The following is a 17,842-nucleotide window of genomic DNA, read 5'->3' as shown; positions in this document are numbered from 1 at the left end:
CCCATGGACGAAACAGCTCCCGCGAGTTGTGACACGATCGAATGTGACCTGAGTCTCCCTCCGGCGAGGACGGAATGGTGCCGAACATGACCCGGGCCGCGGCCCGCGAACGCCCCAGAGTGTGAACGGGTACCTCAGCCTCTCCGTATCCACGCCTCCTTTCGTCGAGGCCGGCCCGGAGGACGGATGCCCCCTCCCACCCCGCATCGATCGCCTGATCTGACGGCGGGGTGGGACAGGTGCTTTCAGGAGGTGTCGTCGTCGGTCCATGCGTGGAGCTTGTCCGGGTTGAGCACGAGCCACAGGTTGGTGATCCGACCGGCGTTCACGTCCATGGCGAGGACGGCGATGGTGGCGCCGGAGATGCGGACCGTCACGCCGGGTGTGCCGTTGACGTCGTCCTCGATGAGTTCCACCTCCGGTTCCTTGCGCATGAGGCCGACGAGGAAACGGGCCACCTTGTCCCGGCCGATGACCGGGCGCAGGGCCGCTCGCACTTTGCCGCCGCCATCACTGCGCGATTCAACGCTGGGATCCAGAAGGGCGATCAGGGCGTCGAGGTCGCCGCTCTCGCACGCCTCGCGGAACGCGGAGACGACCTGTCGGTGTTCCTGTGCTGTGCTGTGGCCCGGCCGTTGGTGGGCGAGGTGTCGGCGGGCGGAAGAGGCGAGTTGTCGGCAGGCGGCGGGGGTGCGGCCCACGGTCTCGGCGATCTCGATGAACGGCAGACCGAAGACGTCGTGCAGGACGAAGGCGACGCGTTCCGCGGGAGTGATCGAGTCCAGGACGACGAGCATGCCCATGCTGACTGATTCGTCGAGGGTGATCCGGTCGGCGGGGTCGCCCCCGTTTGTCCCGCCCGTGCTGGTCCACGTGGCGCTGCCCCGGACCGGCTCGGGGAGCCACTCACCGGTGTAGCGCTCGCGGCGGACCCGCGCCGAGGCCAGGTGGTCGAGGCAGATGCGCGACGCGACGCGGGTCAGCCACGCCAGCGGCTGGTCGATCGCCTGCTGCCCTTCCTCGGACAGCGCGTACCAGCGGGCGTAGGTCTCCTGGACGACGTCCTCGGCGTCCTGCACCGACCCGAGCATGCGGTAGCCGAGATTCAGCAGTCTGCGGCGCTCGGCCATGAGAGAGCCGAGGGTGGGGTCCTGCTCGGGACCGGGTGGCGTCGACACGGGTTCATCCCTTCTGTGCGACGTGCTGGGTGAGCCATTCGTCGAAGGTCTGGCTGCCCCGGGCCTCCTGACCGATCGGCAGCAGGCCGTCGCCCTTCATGGCCGTTCCCGTGGCTCCGGGGAGTGTGACCGGCAGCACCAGCCGACGCTGATGGAGGGCCTGCAGCAGTCGCCGCGCCATGTCGACGACCTGTTCGACGTGCGGTCCGGCGAGATCCGGTGCCATGCCCTGCGCCGGGGCGAGGGCGAGTTGCGTCAGGTGCTCGGCCACTTCACGCGCCGCGACCGGCTGGGCCCGCATCTGCGGCACGACCGCGAGTGGGCCAGGCATCCGGTCGAGGAGCTGCTGCGCGAACTCGTGGAACTGCGTGGCCCGCAATATCGTCCACGGAGTCGGCCCGGACTTCACCACTTCCTCTTGGCGCAGCTTTCCCTGGTAATAGCCCAGGCCGACCCGGTCGATGCCGACGATGGACAGCGCTATGTGGTGTCGTACTCCGGCCCGCTCGCCGGCGTCCAGGAGGTTGCGGCCGACGGTGTCGAAGAACGCCCGCGACTTCTTGGCACTCGTGGCCATCACGTTGCTCACGTCGACCACTGTCGTCACGCCCACCATGGCCGCGTCGAGTCCCGCGCCCGTCGTGAGGTCGACACCCCGTGATCTGGCCAGCACCACCACCTCCTGCCCTGCCGCGGTCAGCTCCTCGACCACATACCGTCCGACCATTCCGGTCCCGCCTGCCACCGCAATCCTCATGCCAGGCCCCTTTGCTCTCGCGTTTTCGTAGATCATCGCGTGTCGTCCCGCCGCCCGGGGAACATCGGCACCAGGAGAAGAGACGACACCAGCACCAGCGCGGACAAGGTGACGACGTTGAGCACCTGGTCGCGGGTGTCGTACATGTCGAGATGCTGCATGTGGTAGCTGAAATGCAGCACGTTGAAGACCAGCCACACCGTGCCCGTCGCCTGCACGACCCGATTGTTCCGCACGTGGCGCAACGTGATGATCGTCAGGACGGACAGCGCCAGGAACATGGCCCCGTCGTCCTTGGCGAGGTGCTCGTTGTAGGGCCCCAGCTGAGGCAGCCAGCTCAGTCCAAAGCCGGGGAAATTCTCGTACCAACCATTCGGGGAGAAATAGGCCCAGAAGCCTGTGTACAGCGCCACCACGGCCAGGAGGCCGAGACTGGCCCAGCGGATCTTCGTGTTCATACCTCTATGACGAGACAGCTCCCGCCGATGTGAGGCGCCGTGCCGTCCGACTCGGCTGCGACCCCTCGGATTGGTGTCGGTGGTGAGGGATCGGGCTGCGGGGCTGACACCTGCCGTACCGGCCGCCCGGCCGGGCAGGTTCCGAGTTTCCTCGGTTTTCCGTCGGTTTCCCTCGGCGAACGTGAACTCGGTCCCTCCCCGCCTGTCGCCGCAATGCTATTTCCGGTCGAAGGAAATGTGGCCGGTATTCCTGCGGCCGAATTCCGGGAAACCGTCCGCGGCCGGTTCTCGCTCTGTTCAGCAAGGCATCGAAGGTGTTGGCATATACACGACCTTCACCGGAGGATCACCCAGCCTCCACGACATGAACACGGTCGATTGGAGAATTCATGCCCGGATTCCTTGTCGCAGGCGGAGCCATCGCGGCGCTCATGGCCGCGACCGTCTCCCCCCAACAGGCGTCGGTAGCGGAACCGCCGCCCGACAAGATCGTGATCAAGGTCGCGACCGTCAACGGCTCGGGCTGTCGCGAAGGGACGGCTGCCATCGCTGTCTCCCCCGACAACACCGCCTTCACCGTCACCTACAGCGACTACCTCGCCCAGGTGGGCGCCGGAGCCCAGCCGACCGACTTCCGCAAGAACTGCCAGCTCAACCTGCGGGTCTTCGTACCCCAGGGCTTCACCTACGCGATCGCCCAGGCCGACTACCGCGGCTTCGCGTCCCTGGAGCGGGGAGCCAGCAGCGAGGAACGGGCCGGCTACTACTTCCAGGGCTCCTCGCAGACGGACCGCAAGGTCCACTCGTTCCGCGGCCCCTACAGCGACAACTGGCAGACCTCGGACGTGACCGACGTCGGCGCCCTGGTCTGGGCTCCCTGCGGGGAGATACGCAACTTCAACATCAACACGGAGTTGCGCGTCAATCTCGGAACCGCGGACAAGAAGACCACGAGCTTCATGACGATGGACTCGACGGACGGCAGCGTCAACACCATCTACCGCCTCGCCTGGAAGGAATGCCCGGACAACCCGAACCCCTGGCCCTAACCGGCCCGCGCGACGGCTGACCACCCCCGTTCACGCCTTCGCGGACGCCTTCCCTCGATACGGTCAGGCCCCGGATCCGCTCGCGGACGCACTCCGCCCCCGAGTCCGGGGCCTGACCGCTCGACTACCGGCCACCACCCCGGACCGACGCGGTCCGTCGCCGGGAGGACGAACCGAGGCGCATGGCGGGCTTACGCGCGATCACCAGCGGCGGGACCATCTCACTGTCGGCTTGCGCCAGTTCCTTGATGCCGGGGATTCCGTGTATCGCGGGCGTATCGAAAATCGCATACGCCACCGCAACGGGCCTCCGTCTCCAATGGGGGCATGAACCACAACGCATCCCTGTCAGCACCGCCCCGCCGCATGCGCGGGATCGTGCTCCTGAGCCTCCTGGTCCTCGGCATGGCGAGCGCCGCGTTCATCGTGCGGCGGCCGCTCATGATGTCCGCTCCGATGTGCATGGCCGGGCGATGGCACGGCTGCTTCGACACGTTCAACGGTGTGGTGCTCATGACGTTGGTCACGCTGCCGTTGGCCGCGCTGGTGGTGTGGGTTCTGGCGAGCCGTCGGCGTGCCGCCGGCGTCACATCGGCGTGGCGGATGTCGCTGGCCGAGGTGGGCATGGTCCACGGGACGGTGCCGTTCCTGTGGCTGACCATGATGCCGGGCGCAGGGGCCGGCATCGTCCCCGAGCGGGTGAGCCTGGTACCGCTGCGGGATCTGGTCACGATGGGGGTGCTCGGGATCGTCGGCAACCTGCTGGTCTTCGCGGCGCTGGGGTTCTTCGCCCCGATGCGGTTCGCGGCGCTGGCGTCCGTGCCGCGGATCCTGGCGCTCGGGGCGGCCTGCTCGATCCTGGTCGAAACCGCTCAGTACGTCCTGCGGCTGGACCGGGTGTCCTCCGTGGACGACGTACTGGTCAACACCGTCGGCGCCGTGCTCGCCGCGCTGGCGTCGCGCCCCTGGTGGCGCACTACGGCGGAAGCGCCGTCGGACCAGCCTCGCCCCGCGCTGGCATCGGCAGGATGAGTCGTGCGTCCGGTGAACACACGTCCTTGCATACGTCGGCGACAGGTTGTGCTGCTTAGGCTTCAGACATGCGCGTACTGATCGTGGAGGACGAGCCCTACCTGGCCGAAGCCGTCCGTGACGGTCTGCGGCTGGAGGCGATCGCCGCCGACATCGCCGGCGACGGCGCCTCCGCTCTGGAACTGCTCAGCGTCAACTCCTACGACCTCGCGGTTCTCGACCGCGACATCCCCGGCCTCTCCGGCGACGAGGTCGCCCGGCGCATCGTCGCCTCCGGCAGCGGCATCCCGATCCTCATGCTCACCGCTGCCGACCGGATCGACGACAAGGCTTCCGGGTTCGGGCTCGGCGCCGACGACTACCTCACCAAACCGTTCGAGCTGCGGGAGCTCGTCCTGCGGCTGAGGGCGCTCGACCGCAGACGCGCGTACGCCCGGCCCCCGATCCGCCAGATCGCGGGCCTTCGGCTCGACCCCTTCCGCAGGGAGGTCTTCCGCGACGGACGCTACGTCGCGCTCACCCGCACAGTTCGCCGTGCTGGAAATCCTCGTAGCCGCCGAGGGCGGGGTTGTCAGCGCCGAAGATCTGCTGGAACGGGCCTGGGACGAGAACGCCGACCCCCTCACCAACGCCGTGCGCATCACCGTCTCCGCACTGCGCAAACGGCTCGGCGAACCATGGATCATCGCCACGGTGCCCGGCGTCGGGTACCGCATCGACACGCAACCAGAGGCCGCGCGCGAGGGAGGAGACCGTGGATAGAGCACCTGGGTTGAGCGTTCGCCTCAAACTCACCCTCAGCTACGTCGGATTCCTCATGCTTGCCGGCGTCCTGCTGCTCGCGGCGGTGTGGGTGTTCCTCCTGCGTTACGTTCCCGAGCGTGCGCTCCTCATCACCGCCGACACCTCCGCCCATGGTGTTTTTCCCATCCGGTCCAACCTTCTGCGCGTTTTCGCTCCGCGGGCAGCCGCAGTACTGGCGTTCCTGCTGGTGATCGGCCTCGTGGGAGGGTGGATCCTCGCCGGCCGGATGCTCGCACCACTCACACAGATCACGGATGCGGCACGGATGGCCGGGAACGGGGCTCTGTCCCACCGGATCCGGCTACCGGGCCGCAAAGATGAGTTCCGCGAACTCGCCGATGTCTTCGACGGCATGCTCGAGCGGCTCGAAACGCACGTCGCCGAGCAGCAGAGGTTCGCCGCGAACGCCTCCCACGAACTGCGCACCCCGCTGGCGATCTCGCGGGCGCTCCTAGATGTCGCCCGCAAGGACCCCGCGCGGGACCGGGGCGAACTCATCGAACGCCTGCATGCTGTCAATACGCGGGCGATCGACGTCACCGAGGCCCTGCTGCTGCTCAGCCGCGGCGACCGCGGAAACTTCACCCGCGAGAGCGTCGACCTCTCCCTCATCGCCGAAGAAGCTGCCGAAACGCTGCTTCCCCTCGCCGAACAGCGCCGGATCTCGCTCGACGTCACCGGTGGGGCGGCCCGGACCAGCGGCTCCGCGGAGCTCCTGCTGCGGATGGTGACGAACCTCGTCCAGAACGCCATCGTCCACAACCTCCCCGCCGGCGGCACCGTGACGGTCCACACCGAGGCGCACGGCGACACGAGTGTGCTGCGGGTCGAGAACACGGGTCGTCGGCTCCCACCGGAACTGGTACCGACCCTCACCGAACCCTTCCAGCGCGGAACGGAACGCGTACGCACCGACGAGCACGCCGGCGTCGGCCTCGGCCTGGCCATCGTGCACAGCATCGTCCGCGCCCACGACGGGACCCTCGACCTCGTCCCCCGCCCTGCCGGCGGCCTCCTCGTCACGGTCCGGCTTCCCGGCATGCCGTAGGCGTGGTGCCGGCGCCGCAGCCAGGGTGTCCAGGGCGGCGTCTACAAGGAGCAGGGGCCTCCTCCAACGGGCGTCCTGCAGCCTGGACCGGTCGGGCAATTGGCCCCAAACCCCCTGTGCCGTGGGCCATTTCACGTACATTGCCCTGTGGGGGGCCCGCTCCGCGGGCCGGTAGGCGCAAACCGGGGGAGCAGCAGTTGACCACCTTCATCATGGTGTGACGGCATTCTGGGGCGGGTTCACGACGCCGACATCCGGCTCGCCTTCTGCCTGGGAAAGGCAAGCGAGTCCGGACAGAGCAAGATGACGACCACGTTCCCGGCGACCGGCACCTACGCGGAGCCCAACGCCCACCTGGCACGCTACATCGACCAGGCCAAGGTCTGGTTCGAGCAGATGACGAAGACCCCCGACGTGGCGATCCCCGAATTCCACAAACTTGCCACGACCGCCCCGGGCGCCCGCGAGGCCTCAAGCTGACGGTCGGTGCCATCAACCTCGGCGCGTTCAGGACCTACCTGGCGGGGCCGGCCATGACGCGCTTCACCACGATCACCGTGCAGTAGGGGTTCGACGAGGACTGGCGGCCCAGCTGCGGCACGGGCCCCGGCTCGCCGACCGCGTCCCGGAGGGGGAGCATGGAGGGGAGGGCCGATCCGGGGGCCAAGGACGTGGGAGGCACCCGTGGCGCGCACCCAACCAATCGACGTGCTCATCGTGGGCGCCGGCCCGGTCGGACTGAGCGCGACAGCCGAACTCCGCCGCCGCGGGGTGCGCTGCCGTCTCGTCGACCGGCTGCCGGCTCGCCTCCCGTACGCCAAGGCGGTCGGCATCCAGCCGCGCACCCTGGAGATCTGGGACCGGATGGGCCTGGCCCGCGTCATGCTGGAAGCCGCCGTTCCGATGCGCGGCCAGCTGATCTATGTCAACGGCCGGGAGCAGGCGCGGATCGACCTTGAGCTGCCGCCCGAAGTGCCCTACGGATTCGCCGCGCTCCCGCAGTACGAGACCGAGCGCCTCCTGGAGGAGCACGTCACGGGCCTGGGCACGGCAATCGAACGCTCCACCGAGCTGCTGTCGTTCACCCAGGACGCGGACGGAGTCACCGCACGGCTGGTCACCGTGTCCGGCGCCACCGAGGAGGTCCGCACCCGTTACCTGATCGGCTGCGACGGCGCGCACAGCATGGTCCGTAAAGGGCTGGGACTCGGCTTCGAGGGCGGCGCCTTCGCCGAGGAGTACATGCTGGCCGACGTCGAGGCGGACTGGGATCTTCCGCACGGATACGGCGTGCGCTCCAGCCACCGCACGGACGACGGCTCCACCGACGACGTGCTGGTCTGTATCCCGCTGCCCGGCGCGGGACGCTACCGCATGTCGATGCTGGTCCCGCCCGAACTCTCCACCCAGGCGAACGGTCAGGCACCCGCGCGAACAGACGGCGTAGCGCACGGTATGGAGGGCGGCCGAGTCCCGGAACTGTCCCATATCCAGGCCGTCGCCGACCGCCTGGCCCCCACGCCGGCCACCCTCTCCCGAATGCGCTGGTCCTCCGTCTTCCGCATCAGCCACCGGATCGTCGACCGCTACGCCGACGGCCGGGTCTTCGTCGCGGGCGACGCCGCCCACATCCACCCGCCCACCGGAGCCCAGGGCATGAACACCGGTATCCAGGACGCCTGCAACCTGGCCTGGAAACTCGCCCTCGTCATCAGCGGAGAAGCCGGGCCCGCTCTGCTCACCAGCTACGACGCCGAACGCCGTCCGATCGGCGAGGAGGTCGTCGGTCGGACTGTCCGGCACGCCACCCAGGGCATCGAGGCCGATCCCGACGACCCGCGGACCGTGATGCTCCGCGAGGCTCAGCTACTCGTCGGCTACCGGGACGGCCCACTCGCCGACGGTCCGTACGGGCCGAACGACGCACCCCAGCCCGGCGACCGGGCCCCGGACTGCGCCGGCTTGACCGCCCCCATCGCCACTTACCCGCTGCGTCTGCTCGACATCCTGCGCTGCCGCACGGGGCACGTGCTGCTTCTGTACGCGGCCGATGCAGCCGACCTGGCCGGAGCCGTCGAGGCCGCCGGCGCTGCTGCCGAAGCGCCGCCGATGCCCGGTAGCAGCCCTGACACCTCCGACGGCGCGGGCCTCGGGGCCGGCCTGCAGACCATCGCCGTCCTCGCCCGCGAAGCCGCACCGACCGTTCCCGGAACCCGGGCCGTCCCCGAATACCGGGACGCCGCCGGGGAGTTCGCCCGGCTCTACCGACCCGACGGCCCGACCGGTTTCCTCGTCCGCCCGGACGGACACCTCGGCGCCCGCTTCGCATTCGCCGACACCGCGGCGGCGCTGTCCGGCTATCTTGCAGCCCTGTCCGCACCAGCCTGAACACCGGCCTGACCACCAGCCGGAACATTGCGCCCGGCTGCGCCCGGCCGTTACTCGGCCGCACAGCGCGGAACGTACAGGCCCACCGGCACACGGGCATGGCCCAGGAATTCGCGCGGCCCACGCCTTGCAGCACCGGGTCCAGTCGGAAACGTCTCGTTCGGGCTCGACCCGGTGCGTGTCAGCACGTTGCCCCGCCGTCCTCGCTACGCGGCCCCCGTCATGCGGGCGAAGACCACCACATTGCTGTCGTAGTACCTCTTCTTCGGGTCGAAATCGCCGCCGCAGGTGACCAGGCGGAGGCCCGCGTAGTCGAGGTTCTTGTAGACCTCGAGCGTGGGGAACTTGGCCTTCGGGTACTCGGCGACCCGGTCGACCGTGAACAGGGCCGTCCTGCCGTCCTGCCGGGCCACCTCGATGGTGTCACCGGCCTTCATTGTCTTCAATTTCGCAAACACCGCCGCCGCGCCATTCCATGTGACATGGCCGGCGATCACGGCCGGACCCTTCGAGCCGGGTGTCGGCCCAGGCTCGTACCAGCCCGCGAGATCGGGATCCTTCGGGGCCTTCATGACTCCGTCCTTGTCCTGCCGCAACGTCTCCAGGGTGCTGGAGACGCCGAGCGACGGGATGGTGATCCTCTCCGGCTCCGACCTGGCAAGGGCGGGCACAGCCTGACTCGCACCCGATCCGCTCTGCGAACCGGCCTCCGGCGCCTTGCTCCGGCCGCCGGTGGCGGGCGCCTCGCCCTGTGCGGCGTTCTGGGCCTGACCGGCCGGGGGCGTCGAGGTGCCCTGGCCCGCGCACCCGGCGAGACTCAGTACGGCGAGGGTGAGGGCGACGGCCGCCAGGGGACCGGTGGCCCCTCGGCCGCGAGGCCGCGCGGTGGGTGCGGCCGGTGCAGGATGCGCGGTCGGTGCGGAGGCCCGTCCGGGATTCACGCGGCGCTCCTCATGGACTCCGTCCGGACGACGGCGAGCGCACGCCGTCGCCGTATGACCACCATCGCGCCGACCGTCGCCACGGATATGGCTACGGCTACGGCGCTCCCGGCCACCGTCACCGGTACCTCCGCGCCCTGCGGAGAGCCGCCACCGGTTTCGATGCCGCCGACCGGAATGGATCCCACGGACGCGCCCATGACCATTCCACAGTTGGTCGGGGCTGTGGCTTCCTGAGGGAGCTTCGGGTCGAGCTCGCTCGCGCCGGCGCCTTCGAAGTCGTACTTGCCGTTCCGGTTGCGGTCGATGCCGTGCTGCACGATGTGCAGGTCCTTGATGTGGTCGACCACAGCCTTCGAGACGGTGATCGTCCGCTTGTAGGAGACCTTGCCCTGCTTGTCGGCGACAGGCATGCGGTCCACGGCGAGACCGCTGGTCGCCTCGGTGTCCCCGGAGGTGGTGAGTGAGATGTTGATGTTGCCGTAGTCGACGGTGGCCTCGGTGTTGCTGAGGATCCCGTCGGCGTTGGTGTCGTCACTGGCGTCCGGGCAGTGGAAGTCGTGGCCCTCTGTCGAGCCGTGGAGATGTTGGGCCGAGGGTTGTCCGGGCACCATGCCCTCGGACTCTATTCGCACGGTCAGTTGGTTGCCCTTGATGCTGAGCATGGCGGTGCCCCGGGAACCGGAATCGTTCAGCTGCGCCAGGTCGATCTGGTAGGCGTTGTCGTCCTGCGCGAGAGCTGGGGAGGAGAGTCCCACGGTCAGGAACATGGCGGCGGGCAGGGCGGCGAGCGCCACGAGGCGACCGGTGCGCTTGGCTATCACATTCGCTCCTGTTCCGCGGCTCTCCCAGGGAGGGAACCGCAGATCGTACGGGGGTGAAGCGAGATCCTGGGCAGGGTCTCTCTGCTTCTTCGGAGCGCCAACGCCGTTGGATTGGTGGTTCTTTGAAAAAGTTCCGCAGCAGGTCGCGACCGGCACCGCGATCGGCCACGCCGAGAGCCCAGCGCCCATGCCGAACAGGCCCGCGCGAACAGTAAAGCGGTGGTCGGCGAACAGTCCTGGTCGGTACGGGCGATCGTGCCGAGGGGGCAGAACAGCCCGCCATAGTTGAACGTGTTCAATTTCTCTGCCACGATACGTCTTGCCATCCTGAGGGTGCTGGACGAGAGGACCACGGTCTTGACGAGTTCGCTTCTCATGCCGCGAGGCCGTGCCCGCGTGGGCACGGCTGACCGGGGAACGGCGGCGGGGAGCACGGCCCCGACGCAGATCCTCGACTGGCGGCATCCGCATGTTGCCTCGTTGCTCCGACGGATCGACCTGGCGGCGGATCCGGGGGATACCTCAGGCCCCGTGCACCAGACAGCGGCTCTGCGTCAGGCCCACCGACGGATCGCCGCAGCTGTGCAGCCGGTGTACTCGGTGCAGGACAAGCGGCCCGTGTCGGAGGTGCTTCGCCGAGGCCGCGGATCGTGCAGCCAGCGGCTGGCCGTACTCGAGTCGGTCGCGCGGGCATACGGGGTGGCCACGCGGGTGCGCGGCCTATTGGTGGATGGGACGTTCTGGTATCCGCGCTTCCCCCGGTTGCATCGGATCGTCCCGGACCAGGTACTGCTCGCATGGCCGGAATTCCGCCTTGAGGGCCTGTCGCCGACCGACCACCCCACCGCGCCTTGGTTGACGGTCTCGGAACTCTTCGGCGGTCTGGATGAGTTGAGCGAAGCTCACGGTGGTGGCTTCACCAACGCCGGCGCGGAGACGCTCTTCGAGGCGTTGTCCCGAACAGCGATCGACTGGGACGGCGCGACGGTCTGCCCGGCGGCCCGGGCCGCGTGCGATCTCTCCGCATACGTCCTGGCGGATCTGGGCCACTTCGACTCGCGCGACGAACTCTTCGCCCGGCACGGCCAGACCCTCTGCGGGATGGCGAGGCTGCTGGCCGAACCCGTCCTGGGGCGCCGCCCGGCGGGCGCCTAGCCAAGTCTCGCCCCCGGGGCCGCCGCGTGAAGCCTGGGAGGCTCGGCGGAGGCGGTACAGGCCTCCGCGGCCGGGGTCCTGATCGTTGATCATGGTCTGTGTGGTGGGGAACCCGCCCGCGCTCATCCATCCATGGCATGGGCCACCCATGCCGTCCAAGCCATCGTCGGCGCCAATGGTGCACGAGGTCGTCAAGTGGGGCAGGTGAGGCAGGCGGTGGCGAGAAACAAGGGATCCGATGCCGAATGGGAGAGTTGCGCATGTACGGGAGAGCGGATGACGGTCCGGGTCAGCGGGAGTCCAGCAGTTGGGAGGAGCCGACCCGCAGGCCGCCGGTCAACCAGGACCGTTCGGAGTTCGCGCGGTGGTTCGAGGCGATAGCCGTGTTCGCGCCGGCGCCGGCGTTCATACGGGACGGGCAGGGCCGGTACCTGTGGGTCAACGCCGCCTACGCGCACCTTTACTGCATGGAGCCCGACGCTGTCGTCGGCCGGACCGTCGAGGAGATCGACACACCCGCCGACGCGGCCATGTTCCGCGCGCTCGACCGCGAGGTGCTCCTGTCCGGCCGGCCCGTCCGTCATACCCTTTCGTTTCGACATCCCGACGGGTTGCTCCGCCAGGTGACCGGGCACCGCTTCGTGCTCGATGTCGGCTGCGGACCGCGCGTGGGCGGCATCTACGTCGACCTCACCGACCACAGCCGTGCCCTGGAGGAGAAGACCGTCGCCGACGAGGAACTGCACGCGTTGCGGGAACGCTCGGGCCTCGCCGTCGTGACACTGGACCTGAACGGTCGGGTGCAGACGGTCAGTGGTGGCGCCGCCCAGTTGCTGGGGAGCGGCCGCAGCGCGCTGGAGGGGAGCTTGGCCGTCGAGCATCTGGACGGCGGTTATGACGTCGGCGCGGTGCGGGGATTATGGGCGGACCTCGTCGCGGGAAAGACCTCCCGGTACAGCGGCTCCGTGGTCTGCCGTACGGCCTCCGGCGGCAACCGGGTGCTGCGTACCGACTTGGCGGTGGTCAGGCGCCAAGGAGGGCCCGACCATATCGCAGCCGTACTGACCGCGCTGAGCGCCGAGTTCCACGGCAGGCCGCGCGTGAGCCCGGTGCAGCTCCGCGTGCTCACCTTGATGGCCGGTGGCAGCCCGAACACTGTCATAGCCGCCCAGCTGGGACTGTCCCGGCAGGCGTTGGACTACCACCTGCGGCGGCTGCGCGGTGTGCTGGACGCCGCTTCACGTCCGGCGATGGTGGCACGCGCCTACGCTCTGGGCATTCTCGACGCCACCACCTGGCCGCCGCGGGCTGTCGACGCTCTCTCTCGGAATTGACCAGGTATCACGACTCCTCAGGCGCCGGACGGACCCGGTCGCGACGGAGGAGCCACATGACGACGCTGACGACCAGAAGCAGCAGGCACGTTCCCACAGCCGCGTGCACCAGGAGGGCATCGAGGCGGTCGGCCGCGAGGTAGGCGCCGACGGCGAGAGCCACCAGGGCGCACACCCCGCGGTCGATGATGGACTCCAACGACAGAAGCGTTGCGCGGTAAGGGGTCTGCGGGATCGCCGCGTTGATCAGGTTCCGCTGGATCGGGTAGGCGAGACCGGTGGCCGCCGCGAAGACACACAGCCATCCGATGGTGGCCAGGGCCCCGGCCATCGTGGTGGCTGCCAGGGACAGGGCCATCACGAGGCTCAGCACCGTGACGGCGGCCGTGTCCGACAGCTTGCCGCGGACCCAGCCCGGCCTTGCCGAACCGACGGCCTCGGCCACGGTCATGGCGGACAGTACCGCGCCGTGGTCGGCGACCGGAATGGCCTTGTCGAGGAGCAACGGCTGGAACAGGTTGACCTGGCAGATGCGCGCCAGCGTGAAGATCGCCACGCCCTGCACCATCAAGGGCCCGAGAGACCGCGAGCTCTTGAGCACTGTCAGCGCCTGGCGGGCGGAGCGGAGGAGGCCGGCACGTTCCTCGCGCGGTCGCTTTCCGTCGTGGTCCGCGGCGAGGGCGGGGAGTGCGCCGGCGCAGGCCAGTGAACCGAGTGTGCAGGCGGCTGTCAGCAGGTAGGGCGCTTGGTGCTGGAGGTGCATCAGGACGCCGACCAGCGGCCAGCAGGCGATTTTGGCCCACAGCCCGAGGGACCTCGCGGTGCCCTCCGCCTGGACGTAGTGCTCGCCCGCACCGTTGGCGTGCAGGTACTCGTACAGGTAGGCGCTGGAGGCTCCGGACACCAGGGACCGGGCGGCGGCGATGGCCAGAAAGTGCAGCAGGAAGCCCGAGAAGGAGGGCCAGGCCACCGGGACCAGATTGGCGGCGGTCATCACCGCCGCTCCCAGTTGCAGGCACCGTCGCTGCCCGATGCGGTCCGCGACGAGACCTGTGGGTATTTCCAGCAGGCAGAACGCCACGTAGTAGATGCTTTGGATGCCGAAGATCTGGCTGTCCGAAAGCCCTGCCTGTTTCTGGTACTCGTAGAAGACCGGCATCCACCACAGCAGGTTGAACAGCAGTTGGAAGCCGTTGTTCAGGCGGACCACGCGCAGGACGTTCTTGCGCATGGGGGCACGGCGTTTCACGCGCGCGAGCAGGGAAACAGGCATGGGTGACCTTCGTCGATGTACGGGACGGAGCGGGGCCGGCTACCGCGAGAGTGCGGGCGGGCGACCACCGGGGGCGGGCCCACCACGGCAGAGTCCTGTGGTGGTGCGGCCCGCCGGCCGGAGTCAGGCGCTGTAGGGCCTCAGCTGGAGGATGTGGAGTCGGCCACCGGGTGCGAGGAGCCATTCGATGTCGAGCGGCACCGCGAAGGTGTAGTCGGTGGCGAAGTGGGACTGGAGCAGGCGGCCGGCCAGCGCGAGCCGGCCGAGATGGTCCTGCGTCTGCGGGTCCAGGTCCTCGGATGCCGCACCGAGCGAGATCGTACGGCCGCCGCCTTCCACGGTGTTGTAGAGGTACTGCAGGGGCAGCGTCGTGCCGTCGACGACGTCGGAAGTGGAGCCGTGCGCGCAGTTCAGATAGACGTTGCGGAAGTCGGCCCTGTTGGTCGGATTGCAGGTGACCATCACGCCCCCGAGCGGGGATGCCTCGTAGCGCTGGACGATCACGCCCATGTACGTGTCGTCGAGGGAGATGCCCGCCTGGTGGCGCAGCCTGACGCTGCGGGGGGACAGCAGAGATGCCCACACCTGGCGGATGGCGTCCAGGAGTCCGGGCAGGTCGGTGACCTTGGTGTGTGACTCGTAGATCCCCGCGGCTGAGAAGCCGGGCAGGTCTTCGGCGTTGGAGGAGGAGCGCACCGCGAAGCGGCTCGTTCCGGCCAGGTGCTTGACCAGGTGCGTGTCCAGCGCGCGGACCAGGTCCTCGGGCACCGGCAGGGTGCGCACGAGGTGCTGCAACTGGACGCAGGCGGTGTCCACGGCGTCCATGGCGTCCAGTTCCAGGGCCATTTTCAGCTTGCCGATGCTCTGCTGCACCGCAGGCGAGGAGTCCAGGAACCGCTGCTGGACAGCGAAGGGGACGGCTATCCCTTCTGGTGCGCTGACGCGCCGGGCCAGGAACGCGCCGGCGGCCTCGGCCAGATCGGCGTGCTCGGGCGTCTGCAGGCGGCCCGCCAAGTGGCCGAGAAGGTCGGGCCTGGGCGGACGGGGTACGGAGTAGTAGCCGGTCAGCCGGGCGGAGCCATGGCGCAGCACATGGTGGAGCTCGCCCAGGTTGGCCGCCTTCGTGCCGTAGCTGCGGCGGTCGTGGGAGCGCAGTTCGCTCAGCGGCACGATGGGCACGTCCGCCACCTTGGGGGCGTCGAGCCTGATGCGTTGGGTGTGCCAGGTCGGTTCGGTGAGGTCGGACGGCTGCTCGCCGCGTTCGATGACGGCGGCGTCGGCCATCACGTCGTAGCGGATCCAGGCGCCGTCGAGGTCGTCGGCGGCGATGCGGTCCAGGACACCGCGCACGATGGCGTTGGGAATGCCCCAGCCGGCCGCCAGCATGTTGGTGTGCGACAGCGGGGTCGTGGGCGAGCCGTTGAGTAGACCGGCGAGCCGCGGGATGTCGTCCGGGACCACCGGCATGGCAACGATGTCGTACCACGTGAGTCCGGGGCGGGCGGCGAGGTACTCCTCGGTGGAGGCGAAGGCCCGCAGCCGGCCGACGGCCGAGCCGAGAGTGAGCGGTACGAAGGGGGCGGCTGCGAAGAGCTCGTGGCCCTGGGTACGGGGCAGCACGGTCTCGGGGACGGCCGTGAGAGCGTTCGCCTGGCCGTGGTTGGCCGGTTTGATCAGCAGGGCCAGTGCGCTGTCGAGCTGCTCGCGGACAAAGGAGTAGAACTCGGTGAGCAGCGTCGCGCCCATGGTGTCGGCCTCGGTCGTCTCCAGCACCAGGAACGGCTGGGACTGTTCCTCGGGCCCGCCGAAGTGCAGGGACAGGACGCCGAGAAGGAAACGGCGCTCCGGGTCCTGGTAGACGCTGTGGTTGAAACTGTCGAGCTCGGCGTCGAGTTCCTCCAGGGTCAAGGCCTGGATCTCGGTGGCGATGTAGTTGACGTGGAAGGAGTGCACGGCGCTGTCGAGGATGTGCCAGACACCCTGCTGTCGGTCCACGACGACTTTGACGTAGGCGTGGCCGCCGAGGACGCCGCACAACTGCTCGAACAGGGGCAGGGTGAGCACACTGCCCACGACCGCTCCCTGGTGAGTCTTGCTCGGCGCGCCGGTCCGGGTCAGGGGAGTGCCGGAGTCCGTCATGAGGTGCTCCCGGAGGTCGCACGGGCAGCGGTGAGCTCGCGGGGAAGGGACTCGACGATGCGCCCGCAGTCGGCGAGCAGTGTGGCGCCGGAATCAGCGGCGACGAAGCACAAGGCGGCCATGGAGTTGGCTCCGCCGGCCTCCTCATAGGCGGGCATGACCGTGCCGGGCGGGAGGCTGAGCTCGCGTACGAGCTCGATGCGGGACCCGTCACTGAGCAGGGAGGGCCAGTCCACCGCGTCGAAGTCCCAGCGCGGAAGGTGCTTCCACGGCTCGCCCGCGGGGTCGGCGGCGAGGATGACCAGCGAGCCCGCAGCGCCCGAGCCCTCGGTCAGCATCCGGGGCGGGTACTCGACGCTCTCACCGAGCAACTGCCGCACCAGCATGCCGATCATGTCCAGGCCGAAGACGGTCTCCACCTGGCAGGTGGTCATCACGCCGCCGAAACGGGCCGCCGTCTCGATCAGCCACATCGCGCCGTCCGCACCGAGCTTGATCTCGGTGTGGGTGGCGCAGGTGCCGAGTCCGAGCGCGTCGACCGCGGCCCGGGACACTTCCTCGATGCGACGTTGCAGCACTTCGGGCAGTGCGGCCGGGGTGATGCTGGCGCGCTCCGTGAAGGGCGGGATGGTCGGCATCCGTCCGGTGATGCACAAAGGGTGGTAGACGCCGTCGGCGACGATTCCCTCGACGCTGACGTAGTCTCCCCAGCCGGGACCGTCGAACCAGTCGGTGGCGTCACCGACGACGATCTCTTCGAGGAGGAAGTCGCTCACGCCCTCGTCCGCGCGGTGCAGCTCCGCGTAACCCTCCTCGGACGACGCCTCCATGACGGAGCGTCCGATCTTCCAGCCGCGCTCTGCCTCCTGCTCGTTCCGCACCGTGAGGTGCGCGGTGGAACCCGCGCTCCACGCCGCCTTGAGGAGCAGCGGCGGCTTCAGCGACTCGAAGGCGAGGGCGATGTCGTCGGGCGAGTGGATTTCGGCGAAGCCCGGAACGGGCACCCCGGCGTCGTGCCAGATCTGTCGCATCAGCCGCTTGTCCCGGGCCGCCAGTACCTGCTCGCCCGCACCGGGCAGGCCGAGTCGCAGGCAGGCGTGCGCGACGGCCGCCACCGCGTATTCCGACAGCGTGAGTACGGCGGCGGCTTCGACGCGGGCGGCGTGGGTGCAGATCAGGCTCACCAACTCCGCACCCTCCTGCGGCTGCACGCGGGTGACCGAGGCGCACCATGGCCTCCACGCAGTCTCGGTGGACTGCGGCAGTGGTGCGAGTGCCAGTACGTGCACATCGCCGTGTGCGGCGATCTTCGGGAGTGCGTATTCCAGAGGGGGGCCGCCCTTGGCGTAGATGAACAGGATCGGGCTCACGGCACTCCTGGTGTCGGGCGGAGCGCTGGGCGCGCCGCTGTCGATTCGTTCGGTCGTCGGCCCGGCATGGCGTTGCCTTGAACGGGCTATGA

At 69.0% G+C, this 17,842-nt stretch carries 16 protein-coding genes and 1 pseudogene; 8 read left to right on the top strand and 9 right to left on the bottom strand.

The features are described 5' to 3' along the window. Positions 1-245: 245 nt before the first annotated feature. The 3 genes from sigJ to AC07DC_RS00155 are packed head-to-tail and all read right to left on the bottom strand — an operon-like array spanning position 246 to position 2,393. The gene (gene sigJ, locus AC07DC_RS00165; protein WP_478910327.1) at positions 246-1,178 is read right to left on the bottom strand and encodes an RNA polymerase sigma factor SigJ; all 933 of its coding nucleotides are present in this window, start codon (positions 1,176-1,178) and stop codon (positions 246-248) included. 4 nt (positions 1,179-1,182) lie between these two features. Further along, positions 1,183-1,935: an SDR family oxidoreductase gene (locus AC07DC_RS00160; RefSeq protein WP_478910326.1), complete on the bottom strand. Its 753-nt coding sequence runs from the start codon at positions 1,933-1,935 to the stop codon at positions 1,183-1,185. Between the two features lie 32 nt (positions 1,936-1,967). Continuing rightward, positions 1,968-2,393, bottom strand: a complete 426-nt coding sequence (locus AC07DC_RS00155; RefSeq protein ID WP_478910324.1) for a hypothetical protein — start codon at positions 2,391-2,393, stop codon at positions 1,968-1,970. Positions 2,394-2,782: 389 nt separating this feature from the next. Between AC07DC_RS00155 and AC07DC_RS00150 the strand changes: the two genes are divergently transcribed. The 5 genes and pseudogenes from AC07DC_RS00150 to AC07DC_RS00130 all read left to right on the top strand — a co-directional run bounded on the left by AC07DC_RS00150 (position 2,783) and on the right by AC07DC_RS00130 (position 6,806). Further along, positions 2,783-3,442, top strand: coding sequence for a DUF4360 domain-containing protein (locus AC07DC_RS00150; protein ID WP_478910322.1), 660 nt, complete (start codon positions 2,783-2,785; stop codon positions 3,440-3,442). A gap of 327 nt (positions 3,443-3,769) precedes the next feature. After that, a complete protein-coding gene (locus AC07DC_RS00145; protein ID WP_478910320.1) occupies positions 3,770-4,474 on the top strand; it encodes a VanZ family protein in 705 nt (234 codons plus the stop codon). Between the two features lie 68 nt (positions 4,475-4,542). Continuing rightward, positions 4,543-5,236: pseudogene (locus tag AC07DC_RS00140) on the top strand (response regulator transcription factor). Beyond that, positions 5,229-6,326: a sensor histidine kinase gene (locus AC07DC_RS00135; RefSeq protein WP_478910318.1), complete on the top strand. Its 1,098-nt coding sequence runs from the start codon at positions 5,229-5,231 to the stop codon at positions 6,324-6,326. The pseudogene AC07DC_RS00140 and the gene AC07DC_RS00135 overlap by 8 nt, the downstream one beginning before the upstream one ends. A gap of 303 nt (positions 6,327-6,629) precedes the next feature. Further along, the gene (locus AC07DC_RS00130; protein WP_478910317.1) at positions 6,630-6,806 is read left to right on the top strand and encodes a hypothetical protein; all 177 of its coding nucleotides are present in this window, start codon (positions 6,630-6,632) and stop codon (positions 6,804-6,806) included. Positions 6,807-6,840: 34 nt separating this feature from the next. Here the strand turns inward: AC07DC_RS00130 and AC07DC_RS00125 are convergent, their stop codons facing one another. Then, on the bottom strand, positions 6,841-6,966 hold the full coding sequence (locus tag AC07DC_RS00125; protein ID WP_478910315.1) for a hypothetical protein: 126 nt from the start codon (positions 6,964-6,966) through the stop codon (positions 6,841-6,843). Positions 6,967-7,010: 44 nt separating this feature from the next. Here AC07DC_RS00125 and AC07DC_RS00120 point away from each other — a divergent pair, with 44 nt between their 5' ends. After that, positions 7,011-8,714: an FAD-dependent monooxygenase gene (locus tag AC07DC_RS00120; RefSeq protein WP_478910313.1), complete on the top strand. Its 1,704-nt coding sequence runs from the start codon at positions 7,011-7,013 to the stop codon at positions 8,712-8,714. Positions 8,715-8,920: 206 nt separating this feature from the next. Here AC07DC_RS00120 and AC07DC_RS00115 read toward each other — a convergent pair whose 3' ends face one another. Both AC07DC_RS00115 and AC07DC_RS00110 read right to left on the bottom strand, forming a co-directional pair. Further along, positions 8,921-9,655, bottom strand: a complete 735-nt coding sequence (locus tag AC07DC_RS00115; RefSeq protein ID WP_478910311.1) for a class F sortase — start codon at positions 9,653-9,655, stop codon at positions 8,921-8,923. Next, on the bottom strand, positions 9,652-10,479 hold the full coding sequence (locus tag AC07DC_RS00110) for a hypothetical protein (RefSeq protein WP_478910310.1): 828 nt from the start codon (positions 10,477-10,479) through the stop codon (positions 9,652-9,654). Before AC07DC_RS00110 ends, AC07DC_RS00115 begins: the two co-directional genes overlap by 4 nt. A gap of 357 nt (positions 10,480-10,836) precedes the next feature. On the opposite strand from AC07DC_RS00110, the gene AC07DC_RS00105 reads away from it, so the two are divergent. Next, on the top strand, positions 10,837-11,634 hold the full coding sequence (locus AC07DC_RS00105; protein WP_478910309.1) for a transglutaminase domain-containing protein: 798 nt from the start codon (positions 10,837-10,839) through the stop codon (positions 11,632-11,634). A 245-nt stretch (positions 11,635-11,879) separates the two neighbouring features. Then, entirely contained in the window at positions 11,880-12,968 is a 1,089-nt protein-coding gene (locus AC07DC_RS00100; protein ID WP_478910307.1) for a PAS domain-containing protein, read from the top strand. A 7-nt stretch (positions 12,969-12,975) separates the two neighbouring features. Here the strand turns inward: AC07DC_RS00100 and AC07DC_RS00095 are convergent, their stop codons facing one another. From AC07DC_RS00095 to AC07DC_RS00085, 3 genes are all read right to left on the bottom strand, one after another. After that, positions 12,976-14,199 carry an MFS transporter gene (locus tag AC07DC_RS00095; RefSeq protein ID WP_478910305.1) on the bottom strand — a complete coding sequence of 408 codons (1,224 nt, stop codon included), beginning with the start codon at positions 14,197-14,199 and terminating at the stop codon, positions 12,976-12,978. 165 nt (positions 14,200-14,364) lie between these two features. Then, the gene (locus tag AC07DC_RS00090) at positions 14,365-16,380 is read right to left on the bottom strand and encodes a PEP/pyruvate-binding domain-containing protein (protein WP_478910304.1); all 2,016 of its coding nucleotides are present in this window, start codon (positions 16,378-16,380) and stop codon (positions 14,365-14,367) included. Then, positions 16,377-17,750 carry an ATP-grasp domain-containing protein gene (locus tag AC07DC_RS00085; RefSeq protein ID WP_478910302.1) on the bottom strand — a complete coding sequence of 458 codons (1,374 nt, stop codon included), beginning with the start codon at positions 17,748-17,750 and terminating at the stop codon, positions 16,377-16,379. The genes AC07DC_RS00090 and AC07DC_RS00085 overlap by 4 nt, the downstream gene beginning before the upstream one ends. Positions 17,751-17,842 lie beyond the last annotated feature (92 nt).

It is taken from the genome of Streptomyces sp. NPDC045021 (assembly GCF_056432645.1).
This window is presented reverse-complemented; position numbering and strand designations above follow the sequence as displayed.